At 46.0% G+C, this 18,753-nt stretch carries 14 protein-coding genes and 4 tRNA genes; 6 read left to right on the forward strand and 12 right to left on the reverse strand.

Features of this window, described 5'->3' with window-relative positions; translation table 11 throughout:
• The first annotated feature begins 22 nt into the window (after window positions 1–22).
• From HF322_RS03900 to HF322_RS03910, 3 genes are all read left to right on the forward strand, one after another.
• Complete coding sequence (locus HF322_RS03900) at window positions 23–502, forward strand: ABZJ_00895 family protein (RefSeq protein ID WP_169392103.1); 480 nt, start codon at window positions 23–25, stop codon at window positions 500–502.
• A 14-nt stretch (window positions 503–516) separates the two neighbouring features.
• Window positions 517–999 carry a 23S rRNA (pseudouridine(1915)-N(3))-methyltransferase RlmH gene (gene rlmH, locus HF322_RS03905; protein ID WP_169392104.1) on the forward strand — a complete coding sequence of 161 codons (483 nt, stop codon included), beginning with the start codon at window positions 517–519 and terminating at the stop codon, window positions 997–999.
• A 96-nt stretch (window positions 1,000–1,095) separates the two neighbouring features.
• Window positions 1,096–1,953, forward strand: a complete 858-nt coding sequence (locus HF322_RS03910) for a class III extradiol ring-cleavage dioxygenase (protein WP_169392105.1) — start codon at window positions 1,096–1,098, stop codon at window positions 1,951–1,953.
• A 25-nt stretch (window positions 1,954–1,978) separates the two neighbouring features.
• Here the strand turns inward: HF322_RS03910 and HF322_RS03915 are convergent, their stop codons facing one another.
• Both HF322_RS03915 and HF322_RS11740 read right to left on the reverse strand, forming a co-directional pair.
• Window positions 1,979–3,496 carry an amidase gene (locus HF322_RS03915; RefSeq protein WP_169392106.1) on the reverse strand — a complete coding sequence of 506 codons (1,518 nt, stop codon included), beginning with the start codon at window positions 3,494–3,496 and terminating at the stop codon, window positions 1,979–1,981.
• A gap of 38 nt (window positions 3,497–3,534) precedes the next feature.
• A complete protein-coding gene (locus HF322_RS11740) occupies window positions 3,535–6,861 on the reverse strand; it encodes a DNA translocase FtsK (RefSeq protein WP_169392107.1) in 3,327 nt (1,108 codons plus the stop codon).
• Between the two features lie 562 nt (window positions 6,862–7,423).
• Here HF322_RS11740 and trxB point away from each other — a divergent pair.
• From trxB to HF322_RS03935, 3 genes are read left to right on the forward strand one after another with little or no spacing between them, the layout of a single operon-like run.
• Complete coding sequence (gene trxB, locus HF322_RS03925; RefSeq protein ID WP_169392108.1) at window positions 7,424–8,464, forward strand: thioredoxin-disulfide reductase; 1,041 nt, start codon at window positions 7,424–7,426, stop codon at window positions 8,462–8,464.
• Window positions 8,465–8,509: 45 nt separating this feature from the next.
• Window positions 8,510–9,337 (forward strand): leucyl/phenylalanyl-tRNA--protein transferase, encoded by an 828-nt coding sequence (aat, locus tag HF322_RS03930; protein ID WP_375138522.1) that lies wholly within the window; start codon window positions 8,510–8,512, stop codon window positions 9,335–9,337.
• A 26-nt stretch (window positions 9,338–9,363) separates the two neighbouring features.
• Window positions 9,364–9,792, forward strand: coding sequence for a MerR family transcriptional regulator (locus HF322_RS03935; RefSeq protein WP_169392109.1), 429 nt, complete (start codon window positions 9,364–9,366; stop codon window positions 9,790–9,792).
• A gap of 33 nt (window positions 9,793–9,825) precedes the next feature.
• Here HF322_RS03935 and rimI read toward each other — a convergent pair whose 3' ends face one another.
• The 10 genes from rimI to HF322_RS03985 form a co-directional block, all read right to left on the reverse strand.
• Window positions 9,826–10,287, reverse strand: coding sequence for a ribosomal protein S18-alanine N-acetyltransferase (gene rimI / locus HF322_RS03940; RefSeq protein ID WP_169392110.1), 462 nt, complete (start codon window positions 10,285–10,287; stop codon window positions 9,826–9,828).
• 113 nt (window positions 10,288–10,400) lie between these two features.
• Window positions 10,401–11,591, reverse strand: coding sequence for an elongation factor Tu (gene tuf, locus HF322_RS03945; RefSeq protein WP_169392111.1), 1,191 nt, complete (start codon window positions 11,589–11,591; stop codon window positions 10,401–10,403).
• Window positions 11,592–11,858: 267 nt separating this feature from the next.
• Window positions 11,859–11,933: transfer RNA gene (locus HF322_RS03950), tRNA-Thr, on the reverse strand.
• A 100-nt stretch (window positions 11,934–12,033) separates the two neighbouring features.
• A tRNA-Gly gene (locus HF322_RS03955) sits at window positions 12,034–12,107 on the reverse strand.
• 60 nt (window positions 12,108–12,167) lie between these two features.
• Window positions 12,168–12,251, reverse strand: a tRNA-Tyr gene (locus tag HF322_RS03960).
• 46 nt (window positions 12,252–12,297) lie between these two features.
• Window positions 12,298–12,373 (reverse strand) — tRNA-Thr (locus tag HF322_RS03965).
• Window positions 12,374–12,533: 160 nt separating this feature from the next.
• Complete coding sequence (gene trpE / locus HF322_RS03970; RefSeq protein ID WP_169392298.1) at window positions 12,534–14,030, reverse strand: anthranilate synthase component I; 1,497 nt, start codon at window positions 14,028–14,030, stop codon at window positions 12,534–12,536.
• A gap of 450 nt (window positions 14,031–14,480) precedes the next feature.
• The gene (locus tag HF322_RS03975) at window positions 14,481–15,962 is read right to left on the reverse strand and encodes an FHA domain-containing protein (protein ID WP_169392112.1); all 1,482 of its coding nucleotides are present in this window, start codon (window positions 15,960–15,962) and stop codon (window positions 14,481–14,483) included.
• A 111-nt stretch (window positions 15,963–16,073) separates the two neighbouring features.
• The gene (locus tag HF322_RS03980; RefSeq protein WP_169392113.1) at window positions 16,074–16,904 is read right to left on the reverse strand and encodes an RsiV family protein; all 831 of its coding nucleotides are present in this window, start codon (window positions 16,902–16,904) and stop codon (window positions 16,074–16,076) included.
• Window positions 16,905–17,131: 227 nt separating this feature from the next.
• Window positions 17,132–18,739: a peptide chain release factor 3 gene (locus HF322_RS03985; protein WP_169392114.1), complete on the reverse strand. Its 1,608-nt coding sequence runs from the start codon at window positions 18,737–18,739 to the stop codon at window positions 17,132–17,134.
• Window positions 18,740–18,753 lie beyond the last annotated feature (14 nt).

Genomic DNA, 18,753 nt, shown 5'->3' on the forward strand with positions numbered 1-18,753 from the left:
TTTTTATCGATTCAGAGCCAACATGTCGCCCACTGTGATGCCAAGTAACTTAAATAAAACCTTATCTCGACCTACTTCTATTTCTATTGCGCCTTTCGTGGTGTATTTTGCGATTGGCTTTGTGCTTGCCAGCGCTATTTTTATGCTCATTCAAAGTAAAGTTGCGCTCAACTCATTCGTCGTCATTGTGATTTCGGTCTTGGTTGCAGCGTTTATTGCCACCTTTAAATTTACCAAACAGCAAAAACGCTCGATGATAACAAGCGAGATGAACCGTTTGGCGCTTAGTGGAACGCTTTTGGTTTGGGTATTAACGGCGATTTATTTTTTAGCCATTTGGCTTTGGCTTTTGGACGATATCAGCCGCGAAGTTTTAATGGACATGACGCAAGCTCAGCCGATGCCGCTTGTGATCGCCTTGGTGATGATGCTTATGGTTACTGCCATCAGCGCGCGGCTTGGGCTTTGGGCGTTTAATCGGCTGATTGCTACCAAACCCTAGAAGGAAAAACTGTCATGAAAGCACGATTAATTGCCGTTGGTCACAAAATGCCGCGATGGATTGAGGATGGCGTTAAAGAATACCATAAGCGCATTCAGCCGATGCTTGCGACCGAAATCGTTGAGATTGCGGCGGCAAAACGCGCCAAAAATCCGTCCGATGCCAACCTTGAGCAGTACCGCGAGCAAGAAGGCGCGGCAATTTTGGCCGCCATTCATGATCGTGAGGTGGTTTGGGTGCTTGATGTCAAAGGAAAAATGCTCTCAACTGAAGGCTTGGCGGATAAGCTTTCAGGCTCAATGCAAGACGGCTTTGATATTGCGCTTGTCATTGGCGGCGCGGATGGCGTGTCAAAGGCGGTTCTTGATCGCGCCGATGTTAAATGGTCGCTATCGGCGCTGACCTTGCCGCATCCTTTGGTTCGCGTGGTGCTTATGGAGCAGCTTTATCGGGCAATGAGCATCAATCACAATCACCCGTATCATCGCGGCAATTAATTTTGGCAAAAATAGATTGATAAATATTAACGTGATAAACCTTTAAACCCAAGCCAATCCCTTGAATTGACGACCATTTGCCCACATCAAGCGCTTATGACTCAAATCCCTGATACGCCTAAATCCCATCAGCCGCCGCTTGATTTATCGGCAGTTTGGGAAAATTATTCGCGAAAATCTGCCCTTAATGATACGGCAAAGCTTCCGGCGCTGTTTATCTCGCACGGCGCGCCAACGCTTGCGCTCGAGCACTCGGCAACGACCAATGCCCTTGCCAGAATTGGGCAAAACTTGCCAAAACCGCGAGCGATTGTCATCATGTCGGCGCATTGGCAATCAGCCAAGCTTGAAATCAGCAGCAACCCTGCGCCAAAGACTTGGCATGACTTTTCAGGGTTTGAAAATGCGCTTTATGAGATTCAATATCCGGCAGCAGGGCAATCGCGATTGGCTGAAACGATTGCTCAAGCGTTAAGCGCGCGTCATATCGAGGCAAGGCTGAATCCAATGCGAGCTTCAGACCATGGGGTTTGGGCGCCGCTGTTGCATTTGTACCCAAACGCGGACGTTCCGGTCGTGCAGATTTCCCTGCCGCGCCATTTTGACAGCTTTGCTTGCTATCAGCTTGGCGCGCAATTGGCTCAACTTCGTTCTGAGCAAATTTTGATGATTGGTTCAGGAAGCATCACTCACAATTTGCAAGTTATGCAATGGGATGCCGAAAGCTTTGACAAGCGCGCTTTAGCGTTCAAAAAATGGCTGCTCAAACAGCTAAAAACCAATATTCCCGCCGCCCTTGATTGGCAACAATTTCCTGAATTTAAGCACATTCACCCAAGCGATGAGCACTTATTGCCGCTATTTTTTGCGCTTGGGGCGGGTCAGCGCGTCAGCGTCGTTCATGAAAGCATGGCGCATCACAGCTTAGGGATGGACATTTACCGCTTTGATTAGCGTTGAATCGCAGTTTAAATACCCGTTAAACCTTAACCAAAGCGTTTTTTTTCGTGTCAAACGCCGGCGGCGTAAACAGTCCGGCGCGCTCTATCTCACCTGCCAAGCTTAATAATCGCGCCTCGCCATTCATTCGCCCAATCAGTTGCATACCAATCGGTAGCCCCTTTTTGCTCATGCCAACGGGAACGGACATGGCAGGAAGTCCAGTGACATTTGCTAAAATCGTAAATGCCATTTTGCTTAATACCGGATGGCTGAGCCACTGAATGACGCCGGAGCGAAAGGCGTATTTTCCCATATCAAGCCCTTTATTTAAAATCTCCGCGCTTTGCATCAAAAGCTCATCGACACGGCTTGGCGGCAATACGCCGTGTTTGACCGCAGGTGTGGGCACCGTTGGGCATAAAATCATGTCAAATTTGCTTAATAACAATCCGGTTTGATACTGAGCGTCATGCCAGCCTTGTTTGGCGCGAACCAAATCAAGGGCAGATAACGAGCGCCCAAGCAGCGCCATGTTGTAAGTTTGCGGCTCCAAATTTTGGACTTGCTCACGACCAAATTGCCGCTCTAAATTGTCCACCGTAAATGCCGTATGCGCGCAAACCACTACAAAAAAATCATGCCAAAAGTTTTCAATGTTAATTTTAGGCTCAGCAGGAACGACAGTATGACCCATATTTTCAAGGGCTTTGGCAGTTTTATGTAAGGCTTTTAATACCTCGCTGTCAACCTCTGTGTCAGCAATGAGCGGCTGTTGATGCAGGGCAATGGTGAGCTTTTTTGGGGCGCTCATCGCGGCTTGTAAAAATGTGCCATCAGGCGGAGCGATGACATAGGGCGCGCCAATCTCGCTGCCACTGATCGCATCAAGCATGGCGGCGCTGTCGCGAACACTTCGGGTAATGACATGATCGGCCACTGCACCATCCCAACCTTCACCAAAAAAAGGTCCCATTGGGCTACGACCTCGGCTAGGCTTAAGCCCAAATACGCCGCACCACGCTGCCGGAAGTCGGATTGAGCCGCCGCCATCGCCTGATCCTGCCATGGGAATGATACCGCTTGCCACCGCCGCGGCGCTACCGCCCGATGAGCCACCTGAGCTAAAGCCTTTTTTAAAGGGGTTGGTGACCGCGCCGTGGGCTTTAGGTTCAGTGGTGATGATCAACCCAAATTCAGGGGTGTTGGTTTTGCCAAAGGTATTAACGCCCGTAGCTTTCATTCGTTTAACGATTTCATCATCTTGATTAGGGGTGATGCAAACGCTTCGGCTGCCCATCGTTAACGGTTCGCCGGCAAAGTCAAATCCTAAGTCTTTCAGTAGAAAAGGAACCCCGCAAAAAATCCCTTTTGGCAGTCCTTTTTTTGCCGCATAAAAAGCGCGATCATCAAAACGGTGAATGATAGCGTTTAACTTTGGGTTTAACAGATTGGCTTGATAAATTGCCGCTTCAAGCAATTCTTTTTCGCTGACCTGTTTTGATTGAACGAGGGCGGCAAGCCCAAGCGCATCATAATGAGTGTACTCTTGAAACATTGCCCGCTCCCCATTATTATTTTTATGATGGATTCATTTTACATCAACAGCTCACGTTTGCCACTTTTTCCCATTGAGCTGACAAGCCCTGCGTCCTCCATCGAGTCAACGATTCGTGCAGCTCGGTTATAACCAATACTAAATTTGCGTTGGATGCTCGACGCCGAAACTTTTCGCGTTTCCATTACAAAGGCAACGGCGTCATTATAAAGATCATCATCTTCACCGGAGGCGCTGCTGCTCGTGCCAGAAGGCGCCGTCAGCTCAAAATTGCCCGCCATATTGTCGATATAATCGGGAGCCCCGCGATCGCGCCAAGCATCACAAACGCGGTTGACTTCCTCATCGCTCACATAAGCGCCATGAACGCGATCCGGCTCAATTTGACCGGGTCCTAAAAACAGCATATCACCGTTGCCTAGCATGTCCTCAGCGCCGCCACTGTCTAAAATGGTTCGCGAGTCGACTTTTGAGTTGACCCTGAGCGCGGCACGAACCGGAATGTTGGCTTTGATCAGTCCCGTAATCACATCAACCGACGGTCTTTGCGTTGCCAGCATCAAATGAATCCCTGCTGCCCGTGATTTTTGCGCAAGCCTTGTGATCAGCTCTTCGGCTTGTTTGCCCACCTGCATAATCATGTCGGCAAACTCGTCAGCAACAATGACAATCAGCGGCAGCGTTTTAAGCTTTGGCGCTTTATCCATGCTCACGCTGTCATTGGGACGCCATAACGGATCAATCAGCGGCTGACCGGCTTTTTCAGCGGCGCGGACTTTTTTGTTAAACTCATGGAGTTTGCGAACTTTTAATAAGCTCATCAATTGATAGCGGCGCTCCATTTCGGCAACGCACCAAGACAAGCTGCTCGCCGCTTCCGTCATGTCGGTGACCACAGGCGTTAGTAGATGCGGAATGTCGTTATAGTTGGCAAGCTCTAACTGTTTTGGGTCAATTAAAATCAAGCGCAGCTCATCAGGCGTATATTTGAGCAGCATCGACAGCAGCATAGCATTGACCAACACCGATTTTCCCGATCCTGTCGTTCCGGCAACGAGCATATGCGGCGCTCGCGACAAATCCGTGATAATAGGCTTGCCGCTAATGTCTTTTCCCATTGCCATGCTGATATGGCTGTTGCTGTCTTGATACGCTTTGGTGCCTAAAAGCTCAATAAGTCGCACCATTTCGCGCTGTTTGTTGGGAACTTCAATGCCGATATAGGGCTTTCCTGGGATGACTTCGACCACGCGCAGAGACGCCATCGATAGTGATCGCGCCAAATCACGAGAAATATTAGTCACTTTACTGGCTTTGACGCCAGCGGCAAGCTCAACCTCAAATCGCGTCACCACAGGACCTGGAATCGCGGTCACCACCTCAGCTTTGACATTAAATTCTTGCAATTTAATCTCAAGCAATTCGGACAACTGCTCAAGCTCCTCTGCCGTATAGCTTGGCTCTTGGTTCGGATCCGGCTTATCCAAGATATCAATCTCAGGAATCGGCGTGAGCTGAGCGCGGTAACTTGCAGTTTGCATCGCTCGCGAGCGCGTGGCAAAGGCTGCATCGTCATGAATGTCAGGAAAAGCAGGCTCATCAGGAACCATCTCGCTGATGGTGTTGTTGGCTTGCCACTCAGGAATGGCAAATTGGATGATCGGCTCAGTGCTTTTAACCTCATCCTCGGCTTTTGGTGGCGTGGCAGGGTTTGACGGCGGCGTATTGGTTGGGGTCATATCCAAACCCCAATGCTCAGTCTCCTGAGCCGGTGCTAAAACCGTTGGCGCAAAAGCCGTCTCTAAAATAGCCAAAGCGCTGTCATCGTCAGGATCAAACGCTGATTCTTCGGGCTCAAAATCCTTTGGCGCTAAATGAGTTTCCTTAAAGTCATTTTGCTTAATATCGTTTTGCTTAATGTCATTTTGCTTAAAGTTACTTTGATTAAAACTGTCTTGGCTAAATTCAGCAGGATGCGCTTCTTCAAAATAAGTGTCAGTAAAGTCATCGTTAGCGCTCGCCTCTTCCTGCCAATCCTCTGCCGTATCGTCAGCCGATTCAAAAGCTGTTTTATTTGCAACTTGAGCTGCGGGTTGACTCTGGCGATTGTGACTCATTGCTAATTGCATCAATTCTTCAGTAATTAAATCGTCATCAGCAGCTTGATCAGCATCATCATAAGTATTGTCCTCTGATTGACTTTGGATATCCTTATGATCTTCTGCAATAGAATAAATAAATGAGTTTGCCGGCGGCTCAGAAGTCAGCGGTGCTGTTTGTGATGCCAATAAATCATTCACCATTCCTGAATCATTCCAAGCAAAACTTGGCTCAACTTTTGGCGCACTAACCTTGGTTTCATGTCCTTTCGCCGCAAATGCCCGTTGAATAAAATTTGATGACGCAGGCTCTGCTAAAACAGATTCTGAAGCATCACTTTTTGGGCTGAGCTGCGGGGCAATTATCGGCTCACTTGTTGAAGTGTTCGTTGTTATTGGATCTGTTGCCACTTCATCTTGATTAGCCTCATTGTCCGCGTTTAGCACGTCCGCTGATTCAGGCGCTTTTTCTTCTGCGGCAAGGGTGGCTTTGACACTGGCGACCAATCCTGATGTTGCTAAAAAATCGCTCAGCGCATGCTTAAAACTTGCCGAATTGCTTTGGCTTTGGACGCCTGCACCCTCAAAGGCTGGTTGAAGGTTAAGATTTGGTGCGCTAAGCTCTTTTGTCGCCTTATTGTTCGGTTGCGAAGGGCTTTTTTCTGCTTTTTGATTTGGGTCTTTCACCCCAGTTCCAAACCAAGAGGCATTGGTTATTTTTTGATAAAACGCTCGCCAGTGAATATTAAAAGCAAAAGTTGCAGTAATAATCATAAATAGTGTCAAAAATAGCGCGCAGCCCCAAGACGACAGCATTTTTGCCAACCGCAGTTGCAATTCAAGCCCTACAATACCGCCAAGCGCTCCTGATGGTCGCACCATCGCCCAATCAGGGCTAAGTTGAAACAGCGCTATCAGTTGGGTAATCAAAGCGCTACCGCTTAACAATAAAAAAATATAAGCGGCGACCCGAATCACCCAATAGGTGGATTTGTTGCCCCACCAAAGCCAGATCGTCTCATAAACCAAAAAGGCAATCAGCCACCACGCCCCAAAGCCAAAAAAGCTATAAAGCAAATCTGAAAGCCAAGCTCCCATCGCCCCGCCGGTGTTGTTGATGGTGGTCATATCACTGCTGATATGCGACCAGCTTGGGTCATTGCCAGTATAGGTGAGTAAAATCACAAACAAATAGACCGCAAGCATCGCCCCAAGCAGGGTAAAAATGCCTTTTTTTAGATATTCGATGAGTGGAGCTGATATCACGAAAACTCTGCCTTGTAGTCATTTTCAATAATTGCCCATCACGACTGAAAAAGCCATGTTGGCAGCACGTTAAATTACGCTTAGGTTGCAACTGCTAGTTTCAAGTTCAAAATGTCGATCTCAGGCGATTTTTGAGCCATCAATGATAAAAAATCATGACTTTTTTTGCCAAAATCTTGCCATGATTTGCAATCAATTTTGATCCTGATTACACTTAGCATAACTTCTTATAATAACAAATACATAGCCCTGCTGGCGACTTTGATATAAAGAATTTCTAAGGCTTTAGGCAAAAAGTCTAGCGATCATTGATTGAATTGATCACGGTGATGATTTTCGCAAACTTGCGATTTTTCATCATCGCCCTTATGTTAGACTACTTAGCGCTTAGCCTTACCATCAAGCGTCAACATTGCTTAATTTTTGGTACTTGCTGGGCTAATTTTTTATTCAAAACCTTTTTCATCCACAATTTAAAAAAAACCAAAGCTAGCGTTATTAAAATTTGATAATAACCATTAACTTTTGATTACTGACTTATTCATATCATTAAGGATGCCTCATGAGCCGCTCAACCCAAAACGCCTCGCGCCACGAAAAACTGATTATTTTAGGTTCAGGACCTGCGGGCTACTCTGCTGCGGTTTATGCCGCGCGCGCTAATCTCAAGCCCGTCATGGTCACAGGGCTTCAAGTTGGCGGTCAGCTCACCACCACCACCGAAGTTGACAACTGGCCAGGCGATGCTCATGATTTGACAGGACCTGCGCTGATGGATCGCATGAAAGCTCATGCTGAGCGCTTTGGTACGGAATTAGTTTACGACCATATTTGTAAGGTTGATTTAAGCCGCCGACCTTTTACCTTAACGGGCGATAACGGCAGCTATACTTGTGATGCGCTGATTATCTCAACGGGCGCGTCTGCGCAATATTTAGGGCTTGAGTCTGAAGAAAAATTCAAAGGTCTTGGCGTGTCAGCTTGCGCCACTTGTGATGGCTTTTTTTATAAAGACCAAAAAGTAGCAGTGATCGGCGGCGGCAATACGGCGGTTGAAGAAGCGCTTTATTTGTCCAATATTGCCGCTGAGGTGACCCTTGTTCATCGCCGCGATAGCCTGCGTTCTGAAAAAATCTTGCAAGATAAATTGTTTGAAAAAGCTAAAAATGGCAATGTTAAAATTGAGTGGAACCATCAAGTCAAAGAAGTCGTTGGCGATGATATGGGCGTCAATGGCGTGGTAATTGAGTCAACCCTTGATGGCAGCACCAAAACGCTTGATGTGTTTGGAATGTTTGTTGCCATCGGTCACAAGCCAAATACCGATCTGTTTGCCGGTCAGCTTGAGATGAAAGATGGCTATTTGATCGTCAACAGCGGTCTTAATGGCAATGCCACCCAAACCAGCGTTGACGGCGTTTTTGCTGCAGGCGACGTTGCCGATCATGTTTATCGCCAAGCCATTACCTCAGCTGGAACTGGCTGTATGGCAGCGCTTGATGCTGAAAAATATTTGGATGCGATCGGTGAGACGACCGCTCAAAACCACACTTACGCGTCAACATTGACCGCTGATAAAGAAGCCAATACAGAAGCAGAATAAGATCAAAAGTCGCCTAAACAGGTTAACGGTCAGGATTGATCCTTTATGAGCGATCATTGTCAATCAGCACTTGAATCAAGATTAATCAAGCTTGCTTGTCAGCCAAAACTGTCAAAGCACAAGCTTGATATGCTCAGCCGATTTGCTTTTCCTGACCCCAAATTGGCAGATCCTGACGGCACAGGATTTGTGGCTTTGGGAGGCGATTTAGCGCCCGATACGCTCATTGCTGCTTACGCTCAAGGCTTATTTCCGTGGTTTAATGAAGGCGAGCCGCAAGCGTGGTGGTGCCCTGAGCCGCGCTGTATCATCGTTCCAAGCAAATATTGCCCAAGTAAATCATTAAAAAAACAAGCCAAAGCTTCGCGCTGGCGATTGACGCTTAATCATGCCTTTGCTGAGGTTATCCAAGCTTGTAGCTTACCGCGAAGCTATTCGCCAACTGATGGCGATCATTCTTGGATTCATCAAACTATGATTGATGCTTATCAAGCGCTGCATCATGTGGGCTTTGCCCATAGTTTGGAGGTTTGGGATGACGATAACGTCCTTATTGGCGGACTTTATGGCGTTAAAATCGGTCAGATTTATTTTGGCGAATCCATGTTTCATCAACAAGCTAATGCCTCAAAATTGGCGTTTTGGGGGCTGATAAAATTATGCCAACAAAGCGGCGTAGCGCTCGTTGATTGTCAACTTCCTAATCCGCATTTGATGAGCTTGGGCGCGGTGACCATGCCGCGCGCCGAGTTTTTAACCCAATTGCCCAAGCTGATTGAGGGGGTAAATGCCCATTGGCAGGCAGCAAACTATCAACCGCTGCCGGTCAGCCGACTTATAGCAGCTCAGCCTTGGCAATCTACCCCCAATTAATTTTTAGTTGATTATCGAATAACCCTATGTCCACAGATTCAGAATTTTTACTTATCGGCGCATTGGCTCGGCAAGCAAATACGACCAAAGACACCGTCCGCTATTATGACCAGCTAGGACTGCTCAAGTCTCGAAAGCGCCAAGCGGGGTCGCGGCTTTATACCGAGTTTCACCCTGAATGTATCGAGCGCATTGAGCTGATTAAAAGCGCCCAAGCGGTTGGCTTTACGCTCACTGAGCTTAAAGAAGGCTTAAACGATTATTACGATGGTCAGCTTGATATTGATGAACAATTACTCGTCAATAAGAAAAAACTTGAGCAACTAAAAAAGCAGCAAGCCAATGTCAATCTTATGATCAAGCAACTTAATGAACATATCGATATGTTAAATAAAATGAAAGCTGATAGCAAAAGCTCAATTAGCGCGGCGGATAATAAGAATAATTCACTTTAATTAACGTCTGATTTTTTATTATCTCATGATTCACTAATAGCTAAGTTGTAAAATTAGCGCATCCACTGAGGGCAAATTAGGCTGCTGATAATACCCTTTTCGGTAATGGATCTTTTTAAAACCTTGACGGTCATAAAGGTTAATAGCAGCACTATTGTCCGCACGAACTTCTAGCATCAATTGCATGACGTTATTTTTAATAAGCGTTTCGTGAAGGGCGCTAAATAACTGACTGGCAATCCCTTGGCGTTGATAATCAGGATGCGTTCCTATCCGTAAGATTTCCGCTTGCTCAAACAAGATTTGATATAAGCAGTAACCAACAATCTCGCTGGTTTCTGTGATTGCTAATAATAAATAATAACTGCTCTGAACTAATAGCTCATTTAGAGTCTCTTCATCCCAAGCATCCATCGGCTGAACCATAGCTTCAATGGCAGCAACAGCTTTTAGTTGTAAGTTATCCGTAGTTTCTTGATATTCTTGAATTATCATAATGTTAATATTAATTTTCAATAGAATTGATTTAACCAATTTCTAGCCACAGTTTAGCCACAAAAAAACCGCCCAAATCGGACGGTTTTTTCAATCACTAGCAAGCGCTTGGATTAGTCACGAACGTTGGCAACAACGCCTGCGCCAACCGTACGACCGCCTTCACGGATTGCAAAGCGAAGACCTTTGTCCATCGCGATTGGGTGGATCAATTCCACGCCCATCTCAACGTTGTCGCCTGGCATAACCATTTCAGTACCGTCTTGCAATTGGATCGCACCAGTCACGTCCGTAGTACGGAAGTAGAACTGTGGACGATAGCCATTCAAGAATGGGGTGTGACGACCACCTTCTTCTTTTGATAAGACGTAAACTTCAGCGTCAAATTTGGTGTGCGGGGTGATTGAACCAGGTTTTGCCAATACTTGACCACGTTGAACGTCTTCACGCTTGGTACCGCGAAGTAGAACGCCACAGTTTTCACCAGCGCGACCTTCGTCAAGCAATTTGCGGAACATTTCAACACCGGTACAGGTGGTTTTTTGTGTTGGGCGGATACCGACGATTTCAATTTCGTCACCAACTTTTACGATTCCTGATTCAACACGACCAGTTACTACGGTACCACGACCTGAGATTGAGAAGACGTCTTCGATTGGCATGAGGAATGCTTTGTCGATGTCACGCTCAGGCTCTGGGATGTAGGTGTCAAGAGTATTCAAAAGCTCTTGAACTGCTGGCTCACCGTATTTGCCATCTTTGCCGTTTAGGGCTTCTAAAGCTGAGCCTTTGATGATTGGGGTGTCATCACCTGGGAAGTCGTAGTCGCTAAGTAATTCACGAACTTCCATTTCTACGAGCTCAAGCAGTTCTTCGTCGTCAACCATGTCGCATTTGTTCATGAAGACGATGATGTACGGTACACCAACCTGACGAGACAATAGGATGTGCTCGCGGGTCTGTGGCATTGGGCCGTCAGTGGCTGATACCACGAGGATTGCGCCGTCCATTTGAGCCGCACCGGTGATCATGTTTTTAACATAGTCGGCGTGACCTGGGCAGTCGACGTGAGCATAGTGACGCTCTGGGGTGTCATATTCAATGTGGCTGGTGTTGATGGTGATGCCACGCGCTTTTTCTTCAGGGGCGCTGTCAATGGCTGCGTAGTCTTTGGCTTCGCCGCCTGAGGTTTTTGCAGCAACGGTTGCGATCGCTGCAGTTAGGGTGGTTTTGCCATGGTCAACGTGTCCGATGGTGCCGACGTTGACGTGGGGCTTGTTGCGTTCAAACTTGGCCTTTGCCATGGAGTTTTCCTCTTTATTGTTGAATCTTTAAACATCAAAGATTGATAAATAGCTGATTGACGGCTTATGATTCCAACCATCAAACCGTTGACGCTATGGGTAAAGCTGTTCTTACTAAGAATAAATCTAAAAAAGCATTCTGACAGCACTAAAAGGCAACACCTCGGTGTTACCTTAAAATTCTTTTTTGCCGAGTGATCAAGATGCTATTCAATATTAATCAAAGCTTAATTTTTAGGTGAAATAAAAATGTCACTTTACAAAATTTGGAGCTCATATTGAGAATTGAACTCAAGACCTCTCCCTTACCAAGGGAGTGCTCTACCGCTGAGCTATATGAGCTTGATTACTATAATCAATAAATTATAGTTTAAAAAAATATCACTCGCAGTAATTTATAAACTGTGGTGATATTGGGTACTGATAGTAACTGCGTTCTTATTGGAGCGGGCGGCGGGAATCGAACCCGCGTCATCAGCTTGGAAGGCTGAGGTGTTACCATTATACCACGCCCGCGATACTTAAATTATCTGGACTCTTTTGTGAGTATGGATAACAAAGAACGTCTTAAAAAAATGGTGGTGGGGGAAGGATTCGAACCTTCGAAGCTTTCGCGACAGATTTACAGTCTGTTGGGTTTGACCGCTCCCCAACCCCACCGAATCATCATTTAAAATATAAACTTTTAAATGATCGCTTTAAAAGATGGTGCCGACTGCCGGAATCGAACTGGCGACCTACTGATTACAAGTCAGTTGCTCTACCAACTGAGCTAAGTCGGCGTGATCTCTTAAAGTGGGGAGTATTCTAGCAAATATTTGATAAAACGCAACCCCTTTTTTTAACTTTTTAGCAATTAATTTCAATATAATCATTAACTGATTGATTACTCTGTGAATTTAATTGCAATTTTTTTTACTGCCCTTACTTGTCTTTCCTATTTTAACGGATTCTTAAGCCATCGCAAGCCATTTTTACCGCTTTCACAAGGGCTAAGGCTTTTTTATTGGTTTCATCCCATTCGGATTCAGGAATGGAGTCGGCAACAACCCCTGCCCCTGCTTGAATATGGATTTTGCCGCGGCGCATCACGGCGGTGCGAATAGCAATGGCGGTATCCATGTTGCCATGCCAACCAAGGTAACCCACCGAGCCGCCAAAGACGGTTCTGCGAACCGGCTCGACTTCGTCAATAATTTGCATAGCGCGGATTTTGGGCGCTCCTGATAACGTTCCTGCGGGGAAAGTTGCACAAAATACGTCTAACGCGTCTTTATCTGGCAATATATCACCCTCAACATTGGAGGCAATGTGCATGACTTGCGAGTAGCGCTCAATAAACATTTTTTCAGTAACTTTAACGCTGCCAAATTTACAGACGCGACCGATGTCATTGCGACCTAAGTCAATGAGCATGACGTGCTCGGCGATTTCTTTGGTGTCCGCAAGCAGCTCTTGCTCCAGTGCTAAGTCCTCGGCTTCATCTTGACCGCGTTTTCGTGTTCCGGCAAGCGGACGAACGGTAACCTTACCATTTTCAATCCGTGATAAGATTTCAGGCGACGCCCCAATAATATCAAAGCGTTTGTGATCATTGAGCGTATAGCCGTGGACTAAAAATAAGTAAGGTGAAGGATTTAAGAATCGGAGCGCCCGATAAACGGCTAAGGAATCTCCTGAATAATTGGCGGTCAATCGCTGAGCTGGAACGACTTGCATAACGTCGCCTGCAAGAATATAATCTTTGATTTTATTCACATCGTCGCAATATTTTTGCTGACCGGTTTGCGAAACAAATTTAGGCGTCGGCATAATTGGCGCACTTAAATCGGGCATTTCGGCAAGCTTATCTTCAATTTTTTCAAGCTCGCGAATGGCGGCGCTATAACCATCCTCAGCATTGCAATCGGCATAAACGATGATGGAAAGCGTGTTTTCTAAATTATCAAAAACGATCACGCTCATCGACAGCATCAGCCACATATCAGGAAGCATCATTGGGTTTGGTGCGTCAGATTTGCCCACGCTTGGCTCAATTACCCGAACCAAATCATAACCAAAATAGCCGACTAAACCACCGCTAAAGCTTGGTAAGGTGGGAAGGTCGTCCGAACTTGGCATTTTATACTGCGTCATTAAATTGCGAATAAAGTCAAACGGGTCATCAACGGCGCTGATTTCGATGTCACATTCTTTTTTGACCATCATTTGACCGTCGCCAAACTGCAAAATCAAGTCGCTACCAAGACCAATCATCGAATAGCGTGCCCAACGCTCACCGCCCACCACCGACTCAAACAAATACGCCGAGCCGCTCAAATCGCGAACTTTAGAGAATACAGAAACAGGTGTTTGGGCATCCATCAAGCGCTTTTTTACCAAAGGCGCATGGCTAAAGCCTTTTTCTTTAAAGGTTTGATAGTCATCAAAAGTCATCATAGTCATCGGTCTCAGAGCCAACGCTTGGCAAGGTCAGCAAGCTATCGGGTTTACCATTAACACGCTAAAAGGGCAAACCGTTACTGTAAAAGATATTAAAAAATAAAAAGAGGGTTAGGGCGTGTCCTCATTTTAAAATGGTGATAAATTGCTGCCAAACAAGGAAAATAGCGCCGATAATATCAAGACATTAGCGAGCTAGTTGACGCAGTTTGACAAAATTTAGTCCTTTTTTAGCCCATTTAGAGAGCATCGTTTGAATTAAAGACGTCCTAAAGCACTATTAAAAGTAAAAGCTAAAAATAAAAGCGCTTATCTTTGGGTTACTACGAATTTTAAACGCAATAAGACCTACCAGTATAACAAAACTGGCGGTCTCATTGAGCGCTTAGATGTTGTTTGGCAAAAAATTTAATGTTAAAAATGACTTAGCATTTTAAATTTTGCGCGTTACATCCCGCCCATATTGAATAGCCAAATTGCCGCACCAATGATAATGATGACAATAAATACCCAAATAAACCAACTGCCGCTTGGTTTTTTGGTTTCCAAATGATCAGGGTTAGCAGGATTATTTAATGCTTGATCAAGCGCATTATTGCCCTGAGTGCCAACATCACGCGGCGCTCCTAAGTTTGCCGTTCCGGTAAACTGTCCCGTTGCCGCTTGCTTGGCGCGTAAAATATCGGGGTCAGCTTCTTCTTGTAGTGGCGTGGTGGTCGTTTTGTCGTGATCGCTTGCAAGTTGCGCGCTTTGGCTCATATTTTCAGGAACAATCGGCGCCGCATCAGGCTCTGCAATCAGTGGCGCTTCAAGAACTGGATCGCTAATTAATGACTCCTCAACAACAGGAGTTTGGGCAGACGAAGGCGTTTCCAAATTTACTGATTGAGCAGGAGCGCTACTGGTCAACGCTTCATCGTCATCTAATTTTGGCTTTAAGCTTTTCACTAAATGGTCATCCTTAAACGGTTGCTCTTGAACAGGCGATTCATCGGCGATGGCGGGAGTTGAATCTGCGACCGAACCTTCTTGTAACGGATCAGGAAGACTGTCTTCAAGCTCGGCGCTGTCACTTGATGCCGGATGAACCTGAGATACGTCATTAAGCTGCTTGTCATAGTCGTTCATGATATCTTTTTGCGCCGACTCGGCAACGGGTTGAGTATCTGCGATACCTTCTTCTAACGGATCAGGAATGCTGTCCTCAAGCGTTGCGCTCTCAATATGATCCTCTGTGCCATTTGGTTGAGTTGCGTCCTCAGCTGCCGATCGAACTTCTAAAATGTCCACGCGATCTTCATTTTTAACCACAACCTCAAGCGGCTCGGCGGTGGTATCAGTCGCAACTGGCATTTGCTCATGACTGTTCTTATCGTGATCATGAAGCGGGATGGCTTCAATCACTTCCGGTTCTAAGATGTTAGTTGGGGCTTGTGTATTGTCCGCTGCTAAATCAGTTGGTAAAACATCAGCATCCAAAATCTCGCTTGGTTCAATAATATCTGAATCTTCTGGCGCTACTAAAATTGGCGTAGGCTCAGCGTCTTGAAGCTTATTCACATGAAAGCCAAAACTTGCAAAGCTGATCGTATCTTCAGGCTTTAAGTATTTTGACTTGTTGCTTTCGATGCGCTGATCGTTGATAAATGTGCCGTTTGAGGAGTCCAAATCTTTGACGTAAAGCTTGTCATTTAGCACGCTTAAAATTGCATGATTTCGCGACACTTCTTTACTGCCCAGCACCACATCGTTGTCACTGCCGCGACCGACCGATAGGCTGTCAGTTACGGTCAATTGCAGTCTGCCAAGCGCTTCTGATATCGCGCTCAGCTGCCAAGTTGAACTTAACGCCTCATCACCAAGCACAGGCGTATCGCTTGCGTCTTGAGAATTTATATTATTATTTAAAGGATCGGCAGATTGGGTCATGATTTGGTGCTCCTAATTTTTGTTATGACAGTTTATTGTCTTAAGCTCATTATCGTTGTGTCGTTATAATTATTGCGCAGGTTTTAAAAAATGATTAATTTTAACTTTAGCTTATTTAACCACATATTGCGGCTTAATAATGCCATTTAATTGCTGATAAGGGATGGTTAACGTTGGCATTCCTGACGCATAAGGCGCAATGGCATAAGGCTGATATAAAAGATCAACACCTTTATCTGTCAGCATAATGTTGTCACTGAGCGAAAACGGCCAATTTTTCTCATAGTTTTTTAGATCTTTATCAAAGGTTGCCACCCATTTTTTATAAGCATCATAAGCTTGCGCTTCAAATTTAGGCTTTTTACCTGTGATTAAAATATCATTCAATTTAATTTGGCGTTTGAGTTTTTGATCAAACATTAAATTTTCGCGGTAAGGTATGCCATGAGCGCCACCAGTGAACTCATAGCTGTCGATTTTAATCAGCTCAACATCATTTACGTGACCCACATAACTTGGCGTCACGCTCAGCTCATACGACCATTTGTAATCGCGCGGCGCTTCTTTAAACTGCGCTCGGCTAAAGGCATCCAGCGCCGTTTTGGTCGCTTGATTGCTGGTTGCTGTGCTTGCAGGTTTATCACTAATACCGTGGTTAATTACCAAGTTATTCACGCGTTTATTAACCAAAGTATCAATCCAGCTTTGGTTGCTTTTTAAATGCTGAATTTCAATATTGGGGCAGTTATTTTTATCATTGCAACGCTTTTGAACGTCAGTGGGCAGCGAATAACTAAAATACTCCGTTTCACTGATGAAATTTGCCGCTTGCGCTGGAGCAAAGCTTGCCGCAAGCAAAACGGAAACAGCGGCTAATGGCAAAGACTTAGTCTGCAAAAGGTTTTTTGCTTTAGCTTGAGAGGCTGACGAACAGGTTATCATGATTTGCTCCACGTTACTTGACTCTAAAATACTTGACCCTAAAATGCTCACAAAGGCTGCAAGCTCAGCTCTAATTTTAGCGTAAGATATTTTGGCAAATGTTGAAACAATGTTTAAGTTATATCATGATTGTATGGCAATTTAAGCTGACTTGAAGCAAATTTTGGCAAAATGACACAAAAAAGCATGGTCAGCCGCGCCATGCTTTTTTATTGAAGCTTAAGCGATTAATGCTCGCGGGTGTTGCTAAAGGTAATTTCCGGATAGCGCTCTTGCATCAACTGCAAGTTAACACGGGACGGCGCAAGATAGGTTAAATAACCGCCGCCATCGATGGACAATTGGTCGTGAGCTTTTTTCTTAAATTTGGCAAGCGCCACTTCATCATCACAATGAATCCAGCGCACCGTCGCAATCGATACCGGCTCAAAAATACATTGAACTTTATACTCTTCTTTTAACCGGTGAGCGACCACCTCAAACTGGAGCACCCCAACGGCGCCTAGGATTAAATCATTATTAATCTGCGGCATAAACACTTGGGTTGCGCCCTCCTCCGAGAGCTGCTGAAGCCCTTTTTGCAGCGCTTTGGATTTTAGGGGATCTTTTAACACCACTCGGCGAAACAGTTCTGGCGCAAAGTGCGGGATGCCGATAAAGTTGAGCTCCTCGCCTTCGGTAAAGCTGTCACCAATCGAAATCGTGCCATGATTATGAAGCCCGATAATGTCGCCGGGATAGGCTTCCTCAAGCGCCTCGCGGTCGCCTGCCAAAAAGGTGAGCGCGTCAGCAATGCGAACATCTTTTTGAAGCCGGACGTGCTTCATTTTCATGCCTTTTTCATATTTGCCGGAACAAACGCGCAAAAAGGCAATTCGGTCACGGTGGCGTGGGTCCATGTTGGCTTGGATTTTAAACACAAAGCCACTAAAGCCAGTTTCGGTTGCCATCACTTCGCGCTCAGTGGTGGCGTGAGATTTTGGCGGCGGCGCGTAGTTAATCAACGTATCAAGCACCATGTTCACGCCAAAGTTGCCAAGCGCTGTCCCAAACAGCACAGGCGTCATCTCCCCTTTTAAAAAGGCATCCACGTCAAAGTCTTCAAGCGCCATTTGCACAAGCTCTAAAGACTCCTCAAACGCTGAAAACATGAGCGACCCTAAACGCTCGCGAACGTCGGGATAATCGTAGCCTTCACGAGTTTCAATGACCGTCATTTCGCTGCCGTGACCTTTTTCATAAAAATAGGTCTTGTTTTCGGTCAAATGATAAACGCCAACAAAATCTTGACCCATGCCGATTGGCCAAGTGAGCGGAATACACTTAATTTTAAGAACGGTTTCGATCTCGTCAAGCAGCTCTAAAGGATCACGGATTTGGCGATCCAGCTTGTTCACAAACGAGATGATCGGCGTGTCGCGCATCCGGCAGACTTCCATGAGCTTAATGGTTCGCTCTTCAACGCCTTTTGCGCCATCGACCATCATAAGCGCGCTGTCAACGGCGGTTAGCGTCCGGTAGGTATCTTCGCTAAAATCAGCGTGACCGGGGGTATCAAGGAGGTTGACGATATGGTCTTGATAGGGAAATTGCATCACTGAGGTGGTGATCGAAATGCCGCGCTCTTGCTCCATGCTCATCCAGTCGGAGGTCGCATGACGGTCATTTTTACCGCCTTTCACCTCGCCTGCCACCAAAATCGCTTGCCCCCAAAGCAGCAGCTTTTCGGTCATGGTGGTCTTACCGGCATCCGGATGCGAGATGATGGCAAAAGTGCGGCGGCGCGCCACTTCACGGGATAACTTGCTGGCGATAGGTTTAGACTCTGCGCTCATAATGGGGATTTTCG

It is taken from the genome of Psychrobacter sp. MF31, assembly GCF_012847335.1.
Taxonomy (GTDB): Bacteria; Pseudomonadota; Gammaproteobacteria; order Pseudomonadales; family Moraxellaceae; genus Psychrobacter.

Bases quoted from the DNA above. Each gene is read 5' to 3' on its own strand.
- HF322_RS03900 (WP_169392103.1), top strand. From the start codon at position 23: ATGTCGCCCACTGTGATGCCAAGTAACTTAAATAAAACCTTATCTCGA.
- rlmH (WP_169392104.1), top strand. From the start codon at position 517: ATGAAAGCACGATTAATTGCCGTTGGTCACAAAATGCCGCGATGGATT.
- HF322_RS03910 (WP_169392105.1), top strand. From the start codon at position 1,096: ATGACTCAAATCCCTGATACGCCTAAATCCCATCAGCCGCCGCTTGAT.
- HF322_RS03915 (WP_169392106.1), bottom strand. From the start codon at position 3,496: ATGTTTCAAGAGTACACTCATTATGATGCGCTTGGGCTTGCCGCCCTC.
- trxB (WP_169392108.1), top strand. From the start codon at position 7,424: ATGAGCCGCTCAACCCAAAACGCCTCGCGCCACGAAAAACTGATTATT.
- aat (WP_375138522.1), top strand. From the start codon at position 8,510: ATGAGCGATCATTGTCAATCAGCACTTGAATCAAGATTAATCAAGCTT.
- HF322_RS03935 (WP_169392109.1), top strand. From the start codon at position 9,364: ATGTCCACAGATTCAGAATTTTTACTTATCGGCGCATTGGCTCGGCAA.
- rimI (WP_169392110.1), bottom strand. From the start codon at position 10,287: ATGATAATTCAAGAATATCAAGAAACTACGGATAACTTACAACTAAAA.
- tuf (WP_169392111.1), bottom strand. From the start codon at position 11,591: ATGGCAAAGGCCAAGTTTGAACGCAACAAGCCCCACGTCAACGTCGGC.
- trpE (WP_169392298.1), bottom strand. From the start codon at position 14,030: ATGATGACTTTTGATGACTATCAAACCTTTAAAGAAAAAGGCTTTAGC.
- HF322_RS03975 (WP_169392112.1), bottom strand. From the start codon at position 15,962: ATGACCCAATCTGCCGATCCTTTAAATAATAATATAAATTCTCAAGAC.
- HF322_RS03980 (WP_169392113.1), bottom strand. From the start codon at position 16,904: ATGATAACCTGTTCGTCAGCCTCTCAAGCTAAAGCAAAAAACCTTTTG.
- HF322_RS03985 (WP_169392114.1), bottom strand. From the start codon at position 18,739: ATGAGCGCAGAGTCTAAACCTATCGCCAGCAAGTTATCCCGTGAAGTG.